Genomic DNA, 17,521 nt, shown 5'->3' with positions numbered 1-17,521 from the left:
ATCTACCTTAACTTGATGATTTTTATCTAAATTATCAGGGGATTCCTCAGCGCTAGGCTACTTCGATTTAAGCTGCACGTACTCTAGTTCACATTTAGGGTGACCTTCTTTGATCCTTAATACGATTTTTTTATCGGACATATATGCAGATAAAAGGCTGGAATATACTTGAGATGCATTATTCGATTGGGGGTTTAGTGTAAAATAAACATTGGATATTGGACTACAGTTTGCTTTCCTCTCATCAAGCGGTGTGCCTATGTATATATCGCCATTAACTGTTGTGTAAAGCATTTCTATTTTTGATTCACCCCCCCAGTTTTCACATCCATCAGCAAATGAAAATGTTGAAATAAGAGTCAAAATAAGTGGTAAAAGTTTAATTTTCATTGAGAATTCCTAGATTTACATAAAGAAAACAGTCTTAGATAAAAAGTGATAGAAAAACGATGATAAGGTTTAGAAAGGTGATTTTTTATTATCCTTCTTTCAAAGGAGGCAGTCTTGCCTCCTTAGTAAAAGCTTTTGCTTTTAATCTTTAACAATACCTACATAAACTGGGCCAGGAGCTGAGTCATAGTGAGGTAAAGTTTCACAGGTATACGATTTATAATAAGTGTTGATTGTTTTTCCTGTCGACTGGGCTGTTAATAAAGTACTCAGCATTCCTTTACAGGCCTGTGGGCTCACTCCTTTCCAATCATTTTTTAGATTACATACATAGGTGTACCCATTTCTATATGTCGCATGCAGATTGACAGAGCCATCTGCATAAACAAGAACATGGTTGACGGTACCCGTGCAATCGTAATTTGCCGATACCGATGAGCTGGCGAATAGTAACCCTAATGCGATTATTTTTTTCATTTTTAACTCTTTGTTTTCTATTAACTATTGGTTGTTGGGATTTTATTTAGGCCCTTGGAAAATATAATTTAACTGAAAGTGCACAGCATCAGTACAGTTACCCTTAGCGTAAATAGTTCGGTTTTGTGCCTGAGAGGAAAGCACAAGACTTAACATAGCCTCCGAAGCAGGAACCTCATGTTTTCTAATAAAAATATATTTAGCATTAGGGCAGCCTGGGGCCCCCCCAACCTTCATTCGAGCTAAAGTAATACGTCCCGTGCGCATCCATTTGTATGTTATCTACAATGCGTTTTTGAGTTATTTCATCAGCAAAAGAAAAAGCACTAAATAAAAGCGTAAAGATTAAAGCTATTTTTTTCATAATTAACCTATTTAATTTTTAAGATTGACGTTGAAGCCTGCTTGTCATCAAGAAAACCTGTCATTTTAGGCTCTCATAGGTTATTCAGACTATGAGGGATATAAAAAACTCGCTAGCCAAATAATAATACGGCCTAAACTTCATCAGGCGATTGATTTATCAGGAATTTAATAGATTGGGATTGTAATTTACATTTATATACATTCAATAAATCAATTTTATGATTAGAGATTGCTCACAATAAATTTATTGCTTTTATTTATTGACTCAAGCGCTTACATTGTAGTGATCTTAAATAAGAGAATTTTCTATCTAATACTTCATTTGTAATTGCCAAACATCACAGTTTTCTCCCCACCACAACTTGGCCGAATAGGTAAACTTGTTGTCTTAATATCGAAATCTCGCCAGTGATTGTTTCTGTAATCTGTATCCCATCCATAACGATGAGGAGAAAAGCGATGGACAACCAAACAATCACCTTAAATGCGCTGCAAGTGCTGCTGACCAACCCAGAATTTGATGTAGCTGAAATTGAGCAATACTTTGCGCCTAGTTATCGACAAACCGTCAATGGTTTAGAATTAGGCTACACCGAATTTGTCGCGCATGTGGCCAAGCTGAAAGAAGAGACGAAAAATAGGCGCGTAACTGTACTTGCCTGCGCAGCCCAAGAGGAGCATGTGTTTACCCATCACCAAGTCTCTGCTGATAAGGCGAATGGAGATAGTGTGAAATTTGAGATACTTGCCCACTTCACTCTTTTTGAGGGCAAAATTGTGCGCTGTCAGGAGCTGACACGAATGATACAAGGGCAAGCGCAAGATGAAGATTTAGGCAGCCGCCATTAAAGGCGGCCAAAGGCTTAACGAAACTGCTTGGCTTCGGCTAAATATTCAAACCCCGCCTTGGCAAGCTTTTCCACCAGCTTGGTTTTATCGATGTCATAGAATGTGACCAAGCTGTCTAAGTCGCCAAATTCATCGCGAAGTTTCATGTTCACCATACTTAGTAGGATAAAGGTATCCATGGTCTCAAAATTTTCTAGGCTCATTGATTTTCCTTAGCGTATTAACCTGCTTACTATATCAAAAACAAGTTGTTTTCCTAATCACCGACATTTAATGAAACAAAAAATAAAGCGCAGGCCAATGACCTGCGCTTAGAGTTTGTGATTTTAAACCTTACTCAGTTAGCCAAGGTTTTTGCGCGCATTTTGGAACATACGCATCCAAGCGCCATTTTCACCCCAACCTTCTGGCGCCCATGAGTTCGCCACAGTGCGGAAAACACGCTCTGGGTGAGGCATCATAATAGTGACACGGCCATCTTGAGTGGTTAAACCTGTAATGGCATTTGGCGAACCATTGGGGTTATTCGGGTACTGCTGAGTCGGTTTACCGAAATTGTCGACATAACGAACCGCTACTGTGCCTGATTGCTCGATCGCCGCAAGGTGATCGCTACCAGTTACTTCCACTCGTCCTTCACCGTGTGAAACCGCGATTGGCATTCGAGAGCCAGCCATGCCATCAAAGAAGACAGAGTCAGATTTTTGCACTTCAACTAAGCTAAAGCGCGCTTCAAAACGCTCAGATTCATTGCGGACAAACCTTGGCCACAGCTCTGCTCCCGGGATCAAACTCTTAAGGTTCGACAACATCTGACAGCCGTTACATACACCAAGTGAGAAGGTATTTTCACGGGTAAAGAATGCTTCAAATTGCTCGCGAGCGGCATCGTTAAACAAGATAGACTTCGCCCAGCCTTCACCAGCACCTAATACGTCACCGTATGAGAAGCCACCACACGCCACAAGGCCGTGGTATTCATCCAGCGCTGCCTGACCTGTCAAGATGTCGCTCATATGAATATCGGTAGCGTCAAAACCAGCTCTATCAAAGGCTGCGGCCATTTCAACATGGGAGTTCACCCCTTGCTCGCGCAAGATGGCCATTTTAGGCCGAGCGCCTGTAGCAATGTAAGGCGCGGCTATGTCTTGGTTAACATCAAAGCTTAAAGACACATTCAAGCCAGGATCATTGTCATCTTGCTTAGCTGCAAACTCTTGGTCAGCACAGGCTGGGTTGTCTCGTAGCGCTTGCATCTTGTGCGTAGTTTCCGCCCAAATAGTGCGAAGTTCAGTGCGAGATCGATCAAGAACTACTTCATCACCGGATGTAATCACAAACTTATCTGATGCCTCTACGTTACCAATAACATAAGTGCAGTTCTCAAGGCCGTGAGCGGCTAAAATAGACAGTACCGAGTCAAGCTCATCACTGCTCACTTGCAATACAGCGCCAAGCTCTTCGTTAAACAAGGTCGCTAAGACATCTTGCTCTGATATGTTGGCAATATTGGCAAGATCAACCTGTACGCCGCAATGACCAGCAAAGGCCATTTCAGCCAGAGTGACGACAAGGCCACCATCACCTTTGTCATGGTAAGCCAGCAGTTTGTCTTTGCGAACCAAAGCCTGCATCGCATCAAAAAAGCCTTTCAGCTGCTCTGCGTTATCCACATCGGCAGGCTTATCACCCAATTGTTTGTAAACTTGCGCAAGTGCCGTCGCGCCAAGGCGGTTTTTGCCGTTACCTAAATCGATAAGCACGAGGGATGTGTCACCTAGCCCTTCACAGGTCGCTGGTGTAAGCAGCTGCGGCGTCACGGTTTTACGTACATCTTCTACGCGGCCAAAGGCGGTGATCACCAAGGATAGCGGTGAGGTCACTTGCTTATCTTCACCCTTATCCTGCCACTGAGTTTTCATCGACATAGAGTCTTTACCAACCGGAATGGTCAAACCAAGCGCAGGACAAAGCTCTTCACCAACGGCTTTTACCGCTTCATATAAGCCAGCATCTTCACCTGGGTGGCCCGCTGGCGACATCCAGTTAGCAGAGAGTTTAATGTGCTTAATATCGCCAATATCAGTGGCAGCGATATTGGTCAGTGACTCTCCCACGGCTAAGCGAGCAGAAGCAGCAAAATCAAGTAGAGCGACGGGGGTGCGCTCACCCATTGACATCGCTTCGCCGTGGTAAGTGTCATAACTTGCCGCTGTCACTGCGCAGTTTGCTACAGGCACCTGCCAAGGACCAACCATTTGGTCGCGAGCAACTAGACCTGTGACCGAGCGATCACCTATAGTGATGAGGAAAGTTTTCTCAGCAACCGCAGGAAGGCGCAATACACGATCAACGGCTTGGCTAACATCGATACCTTCTCGCTCAATAGCAGGGCTATCGACTTTCAGCGTGGTCGCATCACGATGCATCTTAGGTGGCTTGCCAAGTAAGATATCCATTGGCATATCGATAGGCGTATTATCAAAGTGAGCATCTTCTAGAGTAAGGTGGCGCTCTTGTGTCGCCTCACCAACCACAGCGTATGGCGCACGCTCTCGCTGACAAATGGCTTCAAAAGCAGGCATGTCTTCTTTGGCTACTGCCAATACGTAACGCTCTTGAGATTCATTACACCAGATCTCAAGCGGGCTCATTCCCGGTTCATCATTTGGCACATCACGCAACTGGAACTTACCGCCGCGCTCGCCGTCGTCAACAAGCTCAGGCAAAGCATTCGAAATACCGCCAGCGCCCACATCGTGAATAAAAGCAATAGGGTTTTTATCACCTAGCTGCCAACAGCGGTCAATAACTTCCTGACAGCGACGTTCCATTTCTGGGTTTTCACGTTGCACTGAAGCAAAGTCTAAATCTTCTGCTGATTGTCCTGATGCCATTGACGATGCCGCGCCGCCGCCAAGACCGATGTTCATGGCTGGGCCGCCGAGTACAATCAGACTCGCACCAACTGGGATGTCTTTTTTCTGTACGTGCTCATCGCGGATATTGCCCATACCACCCGCGATCATGATGGGCTTGTGGTAACCACGTACCTCTTCACCAGCGTGTGAAGTCACTTTCTCTTCATAGGTACGGAAGTAGCCTAGAAGGTTAGGACGGCCGAACTCATTGTTAAACGCGGCGCCGCCAAGTGGGCCTTCTAGCATGATATCCAGCGCGTTAACAATGCGATCAGGCTTGCCGAAATCGGTTTCCCAAGGCTGCTCAAAGCCTGGAATACGCAAATTAGAAGTCGTGAAACCCACCAGACCCGCTTTGGGTTTGCCACCAATTCCAGTCGCGCCTTCATCACGAATTTCACCGCCAGAACCTGTCGATGCACCTGGCCATGGCGAAATAGCGGTTGGGTGGTTGTGAGTTTCAACCTTCATCAAGATGTGCGCATCTTCGTGATGATAAGTATATTGACGTGAATTTGGGTCAGGGAAGAAGCGGCCAACTTTTGAGCCTGTCATTACCGCAGCATTATCTTTGTAAGCTGATAGTACGTGCTCAGGTGTTGTCTCATAGGTATTTTTAATCATCTTAAACAGAGATTTAGGCTGCTCAACACCATCAATCGTCCAATCTGCATTAAAGATTTTGTGACGGCAGTGCTCTGAGTTTGCCTGAGCAAACATCATAAGCTCGATATCATTGGGGTTACGGCCAAGCTTGGTAAAGTTTTCCACCAGATAATCGATTTCATCTTCTGCTAGTGCCAAACCAAGCGACACATTGGCTTTTTCAAGTGCCGCGCGTCCGCCCGAGAGAATATCCACATCCGCAACAGGTGCAGGCTCTGCAACTGTAAATAGTGCAGAGGCCGATTCAAGTTCAGTAAATACCACTTCCATCATGCGATCATGAATAATGGCTTTAACTTGGCTTAGTTGAGCGTCAGATAGCTGGCTCGACGTTTCCAAATAGTAAGCCGTACCGCGCTCTAGACGTTTGATTTTTTCTAGGCCACAGTTATTGGCAATATCGGTTGATTTGGAAGACCAAGGCGAGATGGTGCCAGGACGTGGAGTAACCAAAAGTAACAGACCTTGAGGCGCATGCTCTTCTATCGTTGGCCCATAAGTCAAAAGCTTCTCAAGTTTCTCAAGCTCAGACGCGTTTAGGTCTTCAGTTAGATCAGCAAAATGCATAAACTCAGCGTAAACTCCTATAACAGGCAAGTCTTGTTCACGGCAAAGTTCGAGTAGTTTGTTAACACGAAACTCAGAAAGAGCTGGGGAGCCACGCAAAATTCTCATGTGCTTAGGTCTCTTATATTAAGGTAATATGGGAATAAATTCAGAAGGTTATATCAATACCTTGCAAACTTATGCCGATGCTACCTCTGTGTGACGAGCGCATTATAAAGGATTTATTTTTGTGATGTAACACCAAAAGCAACCGTTTGCGTCATTTTTTTCAGCAAATTTGAATTACCGCAACAATCGTAATTTTAAATCTTTCGTCGCAACGGGGCCTGATTGGCTTGCCTTGTCACGACACTTTGATATAAATGCTCATAATGGAAGTATGAGAATGTGGTCAATGAAGAAGCATTACTTAAACCCTATGACATATCTTGGCACACTACTGTTTTCTGCCTTGATGCTGTCTGGCTGCCAAATCGAATCTGAGCCTAAAAGCGACTTAGACCAGATCCGTGAACGCGGCGTCTTGCGCGTCGGAACATTAAATAACCAGCTTTCTTACTATATTGGTCCAGATGGCCCTGCTGGTTTGGATTACGAATTGGCGCGAGAGTTTGCCAATGAACTTGGCGTTCAACTTGAGATGAAACCCGCGTATCGCATTTCATCACTCTATCCTGCCCTTGAAAAAGGTGAGATTGACATCATAGCGGCGGGGTTGATTTCATCCCCTGAGCGCATGGAACGTTTTCGCCCAGGTCCTGCTTATTACTATGTCAGCCAACAAATTGTTTATAAAAAAGGCAACTGGCGACCAAGAACGCTGGAGCAATTGGTCAGCAAACATGATGCTGAAGGTGACCAAGAAGCTAAGCTTAAAATTGTCAGTGACTCGCACGTTAAAAAAACACTCAATGCACTAAGAGAAAAAGATCACCCAGACTTTGTGTTTGAGATTGATCCAGAAGCTGAAGTCAGTGATTTACTCAAACAAGTCGCTCAGGGCGAGCTGATGTTCACCGTCGCCGATTCCGTCGAATTGTCACTTTCACAGCGTGTTTATCCAGAGATTGCGGTGGCGTTTGAGCTTACTGAAGATCAACCGATTTCGTGGTTTGTGCGCCGTTCTGAAGATGAAAGCCTTTACGCGCTTCTGATTGAGTTTTTTGGCTACACCAAACAATCTGGCCACCTTGCGTCTCTTGAAGAAAAATACATTGGCCATATAGGTAGCTTTGATTACGTCGATACCCGCGCATTTATCCGCGCTCTGAATTCTAAGTTACCCCAATGGGCACCACTGTTTAAGCAATATTCAGATGAATTCGACTGGCGATTAGTCGCAGCATTGGCTTATCAGGAGTCTCACTGGAACCCAAAAGCAAAATCGCCGACCGGGGTACGAGGTATGATGATGCTGACCTTGCCTACAGCCAAAAGTGTCGGCGTCACTAACCGCCTCGATCCACAGCAGTCAGTGCGCGGCGGCGTTGAATATCTGCGCCGCATGGTGTCTCGCATACCCGACTCAATTGCGACACATGAAAAAATCTGGTTTGCTCTCGCTGCCTACAACGTAGGTTATGGCCACATGATGGATGCAAGAAGATTGACCAAAAAACAAGGCGCCAATCCAGACTCTTGGGTAGATGTGAAGGACAGATTACCCTTACTGAGGCAGAAGAAATACTTTAGCCAAACCAAATATGGATACGCACGAGGGGATGAGGCGAGAAACTATGTCGAAAACATTCGTCGCTATTATCAAAGTATCATAGGCCACATTGACCAAAAACCGATCGAAAATAGTGACAATAACGTTGATGATATTGCAGTGATTGAACTTCCAGACGCTGAACTTTCCAATGCAAGCGAGGCCTTTCCACAACCGGTATCAGAGCAAACTCAAGAGTAATTAAAGTTTCATAATTCAAGTGTCCCTTGGCACTTGAATTATTGCTCTGCGCCCATACATAGTAACTTGTGTTTATTTCAACCCGAATAGGAGGGTGTTTTAATGCGTAGACGCAAAGTTCAGTCAAGACGCCTAAGTAAAACTGTTGCAGCTAATCGTCGTAAAAGAATGCTAAGCAACAATAAGAAAAAAGTTATCGCACGCCACAGAGCCTTTATGCAGTTAATCTGCGCCTAGTACCAATAAATCAGTACCCCTAGCTAGAGTCTGTTGCATGTAAACGCTATCTAGTAGCAATAAAAAGAAACAGACTCTCATACCCACAGTTTTATTCCTTAGCTTGTTTTAGTGCCTTTTTCTCTTTGCGGCGGCGCTTGAAAAAAGCTTGCAGTTGCAACCGACATTCTTGTTCTAATAGCCCTTGTTCTACCTCGGCATAATGGTAGGCGGCTTGATGCTCAAATAGATTTAGCACTGTACCCGCTGCGCCTGATTTTAGATCTGGTGCACCAAAGACTATCCGCTTCACTCTGCTGTGTAACAGAGCGCCCGCGCACATGGGGCAAGGCTCAAGTGTGACATAAAGTGTGGTATCAAGTAGTCGATAATTTTTGATTATCTGGCCGGCTTTGCGCAGTACTTGCATTTCCGCATGAGCCGTCGCGTCATGATGAGCAATAGATTGATTCCAACCTTCGGCAATGATCTCGCCTTCTCTGACCAATACTGCGCCAACAGGGACTTCTCCCTCTTGCTCAGCCTTAGCCGCCAGCTCGATAGCTCTGCGCATAAAAAGATGATCTTGTTCACTAAATTGAGGCTGTGACAAAAGCGCTCCTAACTATTTCATTAACGACGGGGGAATTTTACAGTTAACGCAAGATAAGTAAAAGTACGTCGATTGACACAAACTTCCCTTAAAACTAGGAGATTTAAGGCAGCGGAGCAAACAAGGTATCAAGTGTGACCGATTGTTTGTGTCTATTTCGCTCTTGCCAGCACACTTCCACTTGAACTTTGTTCACTTGCGTACCATCAAGGATCACAGGTTCCATTGTGCAATGAACCTGAAAATAGCCATCTTCAGGCGCTACACATTTAGATGCTAGGTGACAATCTCTAGGCCAAATTCGATTGGCTGCAAACCTTTCTAGGTTAGACTCTGCCAGATTGAGCGCCATAAGCCGTTGGTTAGCGGTTTCGCTTTTAACTTCAACATCAACTTGGAGCTTAACCAGTCCAATTGCACCAACGGCAACTATCACAAGCGCGATTAAAACCTCAATAAGACTCATTCCTGTTTGATTAAAGATCATACCAACTACCCTGCACCCAAGTGAGCGAGTGAAAGTATCGGGCCACTGGTTCGGTCACACGCTGACTGTATTTTGTATTCAGCCCACCGTTAACCACAGCATAGTGATTCGGTGCATCAAGGACCAAACCTCCAAGCGGGTAAAAGCGGCCATGCTGAAAATAACTGATTTGCTGTTTGCTAAGCTGAGCTGCCGGTAATTGCGCTATAGTTTTGCTTAAACGTGAAGGTGGCTTATCGTTTGCTGTTTTGGACCAATCGCTAAATTGTATATTTTCTGAGGTTACCAAGTGGTAGATAAGCCCATTGAGAGGCTGCTGCGAAGAGATAGAGACAATACCGTTATGTAACACCAGTAGTAAACCCGAATCTAAATACCGTTCAATGGCAAGGTTAATAGAAGCGATATCCTGCTCCAACAGCTCACATCCGCCATATACCCAAATCAAATCATGAAACGATCTGATCAAAGTAAGTATTTGACTGACGCATGTATGGTGAAACCTAGGTTTTGGAAGAAGATCAGCTCTAGTTGGCAGCGCATTGGTCAGGGTTACTGGAACGTGAGCAATTCTCGATGTATCAGACATTATCCTAAACCACTGGCTCCGGCCAAGATTAAACACTTCTTTGAAAGGGTCTACTTCTGGCTCAAAACGAAAGTCTTTTTGCGTATCTTCAGGCTGCCATGCCAAGCGAGTAAAATGTGAGCCTGCACATTGAGGGCGAACCTGTGTATCGATACGAGAAGTATTTTGCTCACTCACATACTGCGACATAGGGTATTTAGTTGCAAAGCTTAGTGCATACAGCTCTCCAGCATAGCGAATCGAATAACATTCCCATTCGGCGCTATTTATTCTATCTCCCACATGAGGCGCGATTTTTAAATTGCCCTTCACCAACAAAGGCGAACGAGTGGTAATCGGACTTTTTATTTGTAGCCTCGGCAAATAAAAAGCTTTAGATAAAGTCACATAATCACTACGTGAATAAATAAGGTTAGGGCGACCTTGCTCAAGGCTTAACTCGTCTAAATCAAGTAATTCGATACAGCTTTTAAAGTTATGTGTGAGCTCTCGACTGGCTAGCATCTTGGCGAATGCACATTCAAGCCCTCCTTCTGCTCTCCAGTAAGAGCGACGACTATCAATCTGATTGTTGCTGGCCTTTAGTTGATAAAATATCCCCTTAGCACTGGTCATCACAAACACTAGGATGAGACTCATCATTAAGCTAGTCATAATAATGCTTGTTGCGCCAAACTGAGTCTTCATATCATGAGTTTCTCGACTGTAGAACAAACGAGACAGATAAACTTTGCTCTGGCGAATCGGTAAGTGCGGTTGTTATTGAAACTGTGAGCAAAGTAGATGAAGGCAAGCTAGTTGGCAGAGCTGCGCTCTTTAAATCAAACTCAGTCACCATTATTTGCTTACTGTCAAACAAGGTATTACATCGATTACCAAAGTAGGTATTAAAATTGGCAGCTTCCGTCACTGATATCACCCTAGGTAGCTTAACCTCGCAGACTCTAAGCTGGTTTGGATAACGGCTATCATTTATATAAACCACGTTCACGTAAGCTTCCTTTGAACCTAGTTCACCAGCAAGGTATGCATAACCTAACAAGGAAGTCGCCGAGTTTTGCAGCCAATGATAAACACTATCGGCGCCTGAGATTTTAATCACTCGGCCTAATTCACCACCGTAGCCCGCGCGATATAAATCATGCTTTATCATTTGGCTAACACTGTGCGTGCTCTGTTGCAGCAGCCTTTGCTTAATACCCGCATTCGCTATTTGAGCATTATGCAGCAGTAAACTCATTAGTGTCGCAATCACTATCAGGCTAATTGCCACTGACACAAGGCATTCAACAAGGCTCATTCCCTGATAGTAACTTTTGGACTTTAACATACGTCATAACCTAAATGCGCAGTGCTAGGCGCACATACACGAACCATTGCTGAACGAAAATGGGTTCTCAGTTCAAGACTAAGTTCAGGGTTAAGTGAAGGGTAAAAAACCAAGCTCCCACTTTTAGGCCTTCCATGGCTAGCATCAAAACTGATTCGATTGGCACTGTGATTTGAGAAAAGAGAAATGCTTTTAAATGACAAGCCAGAGAGCTTTGTGATTAACCTTCCTTGTGTTCTATCCTGATCATCCGTGAGTCTTAACTCCCAATTTTTGCCTGACTCAACAATATGAATCCATAAAGGCTGCCTTCGTAATTTGGCTTGCGATTTAGCCTGAACTATAAATCCATATAATTCACTAGCAAGGCGAGTCATGTTGGCCGTTTCTGACACCGAACGGAAACTGGGGATCGCCCATAAAAGTGTCATGCTTATCAGTCCGATGACAATCACCAGCTCCAATAAGGTAAATCCACGAGTCATTTCTCAACTTCTCCTGCAAGCAGTCATGTGCCCAAAACCATGCTTGGTTTGATGCTAGCACTGCTCAACAATAACCCATGCTGGATAATAAATAGGATTCGAGACAATGCTTGTAAATCGCTGCAAATTGAGTAAGAAAAGTGTAAAGGCAATGACGTTAATCGAACTCTTGTTTGTTGTCGCCTTAATCGGTCTGCTCGCGCTATTTGCTTACCCCAATTACCAGCAGCAAATAAGGGCAGCGCACAGGACGACGGCCATTAGCGATCTCACTAAGCTGCAACTAGAAATAGAGCATGGTTATAATCAGGGTTACCATTGGGAAGGTTTAATCTCTAACGGAAAATGTCTTATTTGTCGCTCTGAGCCGGAGCACTTTGTTTTTGAAATACAGGCAAGTACTAACTCACCCTATGTAATCAAAGCCATTGCCCAAGAGCAAAGCCAGCAAACTCTTGATAGCTGCCTTATTGCCAATAATGCTAACTATCTTAGTCTTGATGCGAATAATAGAGAGTTTCCTTCAGGCTGCTGGCAATAAAAAAGCCTGCAATCTATGCAGGCTTTATAATCAGTCTAATACTTAGCTGGTCAGGTCATCAAAAAACTTTTTGACGCCGTTGAAGAAACCCTCTGCTTTGGGCTTGTGCTTAGTTGCCGCTTCACCGCCGCATGACTCTTCAAACTCTTTCAGCAAATCTTTTTGGCGATTGCTTAGGTTGACAGGCGTTTCAACGACCAGTTTCACAATCAAGTCACCAACACCACCGCCACGAACGCCTTTAACACCTTTACCACGCATACGGAACATACGGCCAGTTTGCGTTTCAGTTGGTACTTTAAGGTTGACTCGACCATCGAGAGTCGGCACTTCTACTTCGCCGCCTAAAGCAGCCATTGCAAAACTCACTGGTACTTCACAGTAAAGGTTGTTGCCATCGCGCTCAAAAATGTGGTGTTCCTTAACATGAACTTGGACATACAAGTCACCGGCTGGCGCACCCATTTCTCCTGCTTCACCTTCACCAGATAAGCGAATGCGATCGCCAGTATCAACACCTGCAGGAATTTTAACATTGAGTGTTTTGGTCTTTTGTTTGCGGCCCTGACCATGACATGAATTACATGGGTCTTTGACCACCTTGCCTTTACCATGACAAGTAGGACAGGTTTGCTGAACGGCAAAGAAACCTTGGCGCATCTGCACCTGACCGTGTCCATGACAAGTACCACAGGTTTCTGGCGATGAGCCTTTTTTCGCTCCGCTACCGTCACAAACATCACAGTTAACTAAGGTTGGAACTTCAATTTCTTTAGAGATGCCACGCACAGCATCTTCCAGCGACAGTTCCATGTTATAGCGTAAATCGGCACCGCGCTGCGCACGTTGCTGACCACCACCTCGACGACCACCGCCAAAGATATCGCCAAACACATCGCCAAAAATATCGCCAAAGTCAGCACCAGCTCCGCCGCCACCGAAGCCACCGCCACCCATACCACCTTGTTCAAATGCAGCATGGCCATATTGGTCATAGGCTGCTTTTTTCTGAGGATCAAGCAGGATTTCGTACGCTTCTTTTACTTCTTTAAATTTTTCTGCAGCAGACTCATCACCCTGATTGCGATCAGGGTGGAATTTCATTGCAAGGCGCTTGTAAGCCTTTTTAATATCGCGCTCTGATGCATCACGGCCTACGCCTAATACTTCGTAAAAATCACGTTTTGACATTTTCTTCGTCACCAATTTATTACTGCAAACGACCTATTATCGCTTGGTGTTTATATCATTCTAGATAAAAATTCGAGATCACAGCTTCGGGAACCATTATCTAGACTGACAAGTCAATTACAAACAGACGGGCGCATGAGTTACCCCAAACGCCCGCAATTATGCATTAAGCTAAGTCCGAGTTAAAACTTATTTTTTCTCGTCTTTCACTTCTTCAAATTCAGCATCAACAACATCGTCTTCTTGCTTAGGCTGTTCACCAGCTTCCGCGCCTGCTGCTTGTTGTGCTTGAGCTTGTTGCTGAGCGATTTCCATTAGCTTTTGCGAAGCCGTCATTAGCGCTTGAACTTTCGTATCGATCGCTTCTTTGTCGTCGCCGCCTTTCACTTCTTCAAGCTCAGAGATAGCCGCTTCGATTTTCTCTTTGTCTTCTGCTGGCAAAGCTTCACCTGCTTCTTCAACTTGCTTGCGAGTACCGTGGATCATTTGGTCAGCTTGGTTACGTGCAGTTGCTAACTCTTCGAACTTTTTGTCCGCTTCTTTGTTTGCTTCTGCTTCTTGAACCATTTTCTCGATTTCGTCATCGCTTAGACCGCCAGACGCTTGGATAGTGATCTTCTGCTCTTTACCTGTCTGCTTATCTTTTGCAGATACGTGCAAGATACCGTCCGCGTCAAGATCGAAAGTTACTTCGATTTGAGGCATACCACGAGGCGCTGGCTGAATACCTTCTAGGTTGAATTGACCTAGAGACTTGTTGTACATAGCCTGCTTACGCTCACCTTGAAGAACGTGGATAGTTACCGCATTCTGGTTGTCTTCTGCTGTAGAGAAAACTTGGTTCGCTTTGGTTGGGATAGTTGTGTTCTTTTCAACTAGCTTAGTCATCACGCCACCCATAGTCTCGATACCTAGAGACAGAGGCGTTACGTCTAGTAGAAGAACGTCTTTAACATCACCCGCTAGAACACCACCTTGAACTGCAGCACCCATAGCTACTGCTTCGTCAGGGTTCACATCTTTACGTGCTTCTTTACCGAAGAATTCAGCTACTTTAGCTTGAACCATTGGCATACGAGTCTGGCCACCTACTAGGATAACGTCAGTGATGTCACCAACAGAAAGATCCGAGTCAGCCAGAGCAACTTTTAGAGGCTCAAGAGAACGTTGTACTAGGTCTTCAACTAGAGATTCTAGTTTTGCACGAGTCACTTTAACGTTCATGTGCTTAGGACCAGTCGCATCAGCAGTTACGTAAGGTAGGTTTACGTCAGTTTGTGAAGTAGAAGAAAGTTCAATCTTCGCTTTTTCTGCTGCTTCTTTAACACGCTGCATTGCTAGAGGATCGTTCTTAAGATCGATGCCTTGCTCTTTCTTAAACTCGTCAACCAAGTAGTTGATCATGCGGTTGTCAAAGTCTTCACCACCTAGATGAGTGTCACCGTTAGTTGCTAGTACTTCGAATGTTTTCTCGCCTTCAACTTCATCAATCTCAATGATAGAGATATCGAATGTACCACCACCAAGGTCGTAAACAGCGATAGTGCGATCGCCACCTTGCTTGTCTAGGCCGTATGCTAGTGCAGCAGCCGTTGGCTCGTTGATAATACGTTTTACTTCTAGACCAGCAATGCGACCTGCATCTTTTGTAGCTTGACGCTGTGCATCATTGAAGTAAGCAGGAACTGTGATAACAGCGCCAGTTACTTCCTCACCAAGGAAGTCTTCAGCTGTTTTCTTCATTTTTTTCAGTACTTCAGCTGATACTTGAGGAGCCGCCATTTTTTGGCCTTGAGCTTCAACCCAAGCGTCACCGTTATCTGCCTTAACGATTTTGTAAGGCATGATTTCGATATCACGCTGAACTTCTTCATCTTCGAAGCGACGACCAATTAGACGCTTGATAGCGAATAATGTGTTTTCAGGGTTGGTTACCGCTTGACGTTTTGCTGGCTGGCCTACTAGAGTCTCGCCATCTGTGTATGCAATAACCGATGCCGTTGTACGCTCGCCTTCTGCGTTCTCAATTACGCGAGGCTTGTCACCGTCAAGAACAGCAACACAAGAGTTAGTAGTACCTAAGTCAATACCAATGATTTTACCCATCAGGTTATCTCCGAATAAATTCTATTTTCGTTTTGCTATATCCCCTATGTGGGGATGGAGAATAGGGATTCAACCCTTATCCACAAACTAAAATAATTTTGTTTGTTTCACTTATGCCAAATAGATAGGGGCGCTAAATGTCTTTTCAAGGGGATAATGAAAAAAAAGTGCAAAAAAATTGAATATAAAAAAACGAGGCTATTAACCTCGTTTTCTAAATAAGAATAGTTGTTCAAACTTTAAGCATTAGCTTGCGCTGTTTTTACTTCCTGCTCTTGTTTACCTATTTCGCCTTCTGTTTTAGCGACAATGGTATTAACTGCCGTATCACCAACAACATTGGATGAAGTACAGAACATATCATTGATACGGTCTACCGCTGCAATAATAGCTAAACCTTCCGGTGGCAAACCCAATTGGTGCAGCAACACACCAACCATAACCACGCCGCCACCAGGGACGCCGCCAGCACCGATAGACAAAAGAAGAATCGTCAAACCAAGGGTAAATACATCTGCGGTATTAATTGGTTGACCAAAAGCGTTGGCAACGAAAATAGTCGCAAGCGCAATGTAAATAGATACACCAGACATATTCATGGTTGCGCCAAGTGGCACACCAAAACCTGCAACTGATTCCGATACCTTTAGTTTCTCTGTCAAAGTTCTCATTGTGACAGGGATAGTCGCATTCGAACTTGCTGTCGATAATGAAAACAGAATTTGCTCACGAGTTGCACGAAGGAAAGTCTTAGGAGACGTGCCTGTTGCAATACCTACCGCCATTGGATAGAACACAAAGATCCAGAACACCAGCATGGCAATCACTAACGCCACATAACTTGCTACCGATGCTAGAGTGTGTGCATCTAGCGTTGCACCTAGTTGGATCATAAGCGCAAAAACACCGTATGGCGCAAGGCTCATCACCAAGCCAACCAACTTCATCATGATCTCATTGGCTAACTTAAAAGTGCGAATGGCTGGACCACCTCGTGAATCCAAAGCTTGGATTGCAAGACCAGTCAGAATAGCCATAAAAATGATTTGCAGCATGTCACCATTAGCAAATGCTTGAACAGGGTTGCTAGGAACAATATTAACAACGAGAGAGAAAATATCTGGCGTCTCAGTGGTGGTCAGTTTAACCGACTCCGAAATTGTACCCGCTAGATTAGCATCTGCACCCGGCTGAACAAGTAGACCTACCGTCAATGCTGCCGCAATCGCGATAATGGTGTTGATGATGTAAAGTGCAAAGGTTTTACCACCTAAACGACCAAAGGCGGTGATGTCTTTCAGATCAACGATACCACATACGATAGATACGTATACTAAAGGGACAACAAGAAGTTTGATCAATGATACAAACATCCCCCCTGCACCTTCCGCTGCGCCGAGTAGATAAGTATCAAAGATAGCGACTCCGTTAAACAGGTACTGGATAGCAGTACCTATAAGTAGGCCTGCGAATAAGCCTACAAAAATTTTGCTCGATAGAGATTTGTCCATCATGCATCTCCGAGATGTTGTGTATGTATTTTATGGTTTTATAATTTAATCCGCCCATTAAAGTGATGGAAGTCGCACATAATACACACAACGATAACAAAATAAAGCCGTTGTTTACGTTAATGTTACATATATCCAATAGGAAATTTATTTTCTTATCATTAGCCACCGAGAAATAATTCAATAAATCAATATATTCGGCAGCCGTCTTACAAGTGATCTGACGAGATAAAAAAAGAGAGGCAAACGCCTAATGCCGATCAGTTAAACATTAATCGGCAGATCAATTGAATGATCCCATCAG

General features: G+C 44.3%; 16 protein-coding genes. 4 read left to right on the top strand and 12 right to left on the bottom strand.

The features are described 5' to 3' along the window. Positions 1-57: 57 nt before the first annotated feature. A complete protein-coding gene (locus AAFM34_RS16895) occupies positions 58-390 on the bottom strand; it encodes a hypothetical protein (protein ID WP_341664793.1) in 333 nt (110 codons plus the stop codon). A gap of 141 nt (positions 391-531) precedes the next feature. Further along, positions 532-867, bottom strand: a complete 336-nt coding sequence (locus AAFM34_RS16890; RefSeq protein ID WP_341664792.1) for a hypothetical protein — start codon at positions 865-867, stop codon at positions 532-534. Positions 868-1,692: 825 nt separating this feature from the next. On the opposite strand from AAFM34_RS16890, the gene AAFM34_RS16885 reads away from it, so the two are divergent. Next, positions 1,693-2,082 (top strand): nuclear transport factor 2 family protein, encoded by a 390-nt coding sequence (locus AAFM34_RS16885; RefSeq protein WP_341664790.1) that lies wholly within the window; start codon positions 1,693-1,695, stop codon positions 2,080-2,082. A 14-nt stretch (positions 2,083-2,096) separates the two neighbouring features. Here the strand turns inward: AAFM34_RS16885 and AAFM34_RS16880 are convergent, their stop codons facing one another. Together AAFM34_RS16880 and purL are read right to left on the bottom strand one after the other, a co-directional pair. After that, entirely contained in the window at positions 2,097-2,285 is a 189-nt protein-coding gene (locus AAFM34_RS16880) for a DUF4250 domain-containing protein (protein ID WP_152429742.1), read from the bottom strand. 138 nt (positions 2,286-2,423) lie between these two features. Then, on the bottom strand, positions 2,424-6,344 hold the full coding sequence (gene purL / locus AAFM34_RS16875) for a phosphoribosylformylglycinamidine synthase (RefSeq protein WP_341664787.1): 3,921 nt from the start codon (positions 6,342-6,344) through the stop codon (positions 2,424-2,426). Between the two features lie 286 nt (positions 6,345-6,630). Here purL and mltF point away from each other — a divergent pair, with 286 nt between their 5' ends. Together mltF and AAFM34_RS16865 are read left to right on the top strand one after the other, a co-directional pair. Further along, on the top strand, positions 6,631-8,148 hold the full coding sequence (gene mltF, locus AAFM34_RS16870) for a membrane-bound lytic murein transglycosylase MltF (protein ID WP_341664797.1): 1,518 nt from the start codon (positions 6,631-6,633) through the stop codon (positions 8,146-8,148). A gap of 102 nt (positions 8,149-8,250) precedes the next feature. Continuing rightward, a complete protein-coding gene (locus AAFM34_RS16865; RefSeq protein ID WP_275895331.1) occupies positions 8,251-8,385 on the top strand; it encodes a hypothetical protein in 135 nt (44 codons plus the stop codon). Between the two features lie 91 nt (positions 8,386-8,476). Here AAFM34_RS16865 and tadA read toward each other — a convergent pair whose 3' ends face one another. The 5 genes from tadA to AAFM34_RS16840 all read right to left on the bottom strand — a co-directional run bounded on the left by tadA (position 8,477) and on the right by AAFM34_RS16840 (position 11,868). Continuing rightward, complete coding sequence (gene tadA / locus AAFM34_RS16860; protein ID WP_160926079.1) at positions 8,477-8,977, bottom strand: tRNA adenosine(34) deaminase TadA; 501 nt, start codon at positions 8,975-8,977, stop codon at positions 8,477-8,479. A gap of 103 nt (positions 8,978-9,080) precedes the next feature. Then, on the bottom strand, positions 9,081-9,464 hold the full coding sequence (locus tag AAFM34_RS16855; RefSeq protein ID WP_341664784.1) for a prepilin-type N-terminal cleavage/methylation domain-containing protein: 384 nt from the start codon (positions 9,462-9,464) through the stop codon (positions 9,081-9,083). Further along, the gene (locus AAFM34_RS16850) at positions 9,454-10,740 is read right to left on the bottom strand and encodes a hypothetical protein (protein ID WP_341664782.1); all 1,287 of its coding nucleotides are present in this window, start codon (positions 10,738-10,740) and stop codon (positions 9,454-9,456) included. The genes AAFM34_RS16855 and AAFM34_RS16850 overlap by 11 nt, the downstream gene beginning before the upstream one ends. A 1-nt stretch (position 10,741) precedes the next feature. After that, entirely contained in the window at positions 10,742-11,383 is a 642-nt protein-coding gene (locus tag AAFM34_RS16845) for a prepilin-type N-terminal cleavage/methylation domain-containing protein (protein WP_341664780.1), read from the bottom strand. Continuing rightward, positions 11,377-11,868, bottom strand: coding sequence for a GspH/FimT family pseudopilin (locus tag AAFM34_RS16840; protein ID WP_341664777.1), 492 nt, complete (start codon positions 11,866-11,868; stop codon positions 11,377-11,379). Before AAFM34_RS16840 ends, AAFM34_RS16845 begins: the two co-directional genes overlap by 7 nt. A 106-nt stretch (positions 11,869-11,974) precedes the next feature. Between AAFM34_RS16840 and AAFM34_RS16835 the strand changes: the two genes are divergently transcribed. Next, on the top strand, positions 11,975-12,409 hold the full coding sequence (locus AAFM34_RS16835; protein ID WP_341664775.1) for a type IV pilin protein: 435 nt from the start codon (positions 11,975-11,977) through the stop codon (positions 12,407-12,409). Positions 12,410-12,451: 42 nt separating this feature from the next. Here the strand turns inward: AAFM34_RS16835 and dnaJ are convergent, their stop codons facing one another. The 3 genes from dnaJ to AAFM34_RS16820 all read right to left on the bottom strand — a co-directional run bounded on the left by dnaJ (position 12,452) and on the right by AAFM34_RS16820 (position 17,217). Then, complete coding sequence (gene dnaJ, locus AAFM34_RS16830; RefSeq protein WP_341664773.1) at positions 12,452-13,600, bottom strand: molecular chaperone DnaJ; 1,149 nt, start codon at positions 13,598-13,600, stop codon at positions 12,452-12,454. A 189-nt stretch (positions 13,601-13,789) separates the two neighbouring features. After that, positions 13,790-15,706: a molecular chaperone DnaK gene (gene dnaK / locus AAFM34_RS16825; RefSeq protein WP_341664771.1), complete on the bottom strand. Its 1,917-nt coding sequence runs from the start codon at positions 15,704-15,706 to the stop codon at positions 13,790-13,792. A gap of 239 nt (positions 15,707-15,945) precedes the next feature. Then, complete coding sequence (locus AAFM34_RS16820) at positions 15,946-17,217, bottom strand: dicarboxylate/amino acid:cation symporter (protein WP_341664795.1); 1,272 nt, start codon at positions 17,215-17,217, stop codon at positions 15,946-15,948. Positions 17,218-17,521: the final 304 nt, after the last annotated feature.

Source organism: Vibrio sp. (genome assembly GCF_038138445.1).
Taxonomy (GTDB): Bacteria; Pseudomonadota; Gammaproteobacteria; order Enterobacterales; family Vibrionaceae; genus Vibrio.
This window is presented reverse-complemented; position numbering and strand designations above follow the sequence as displayed.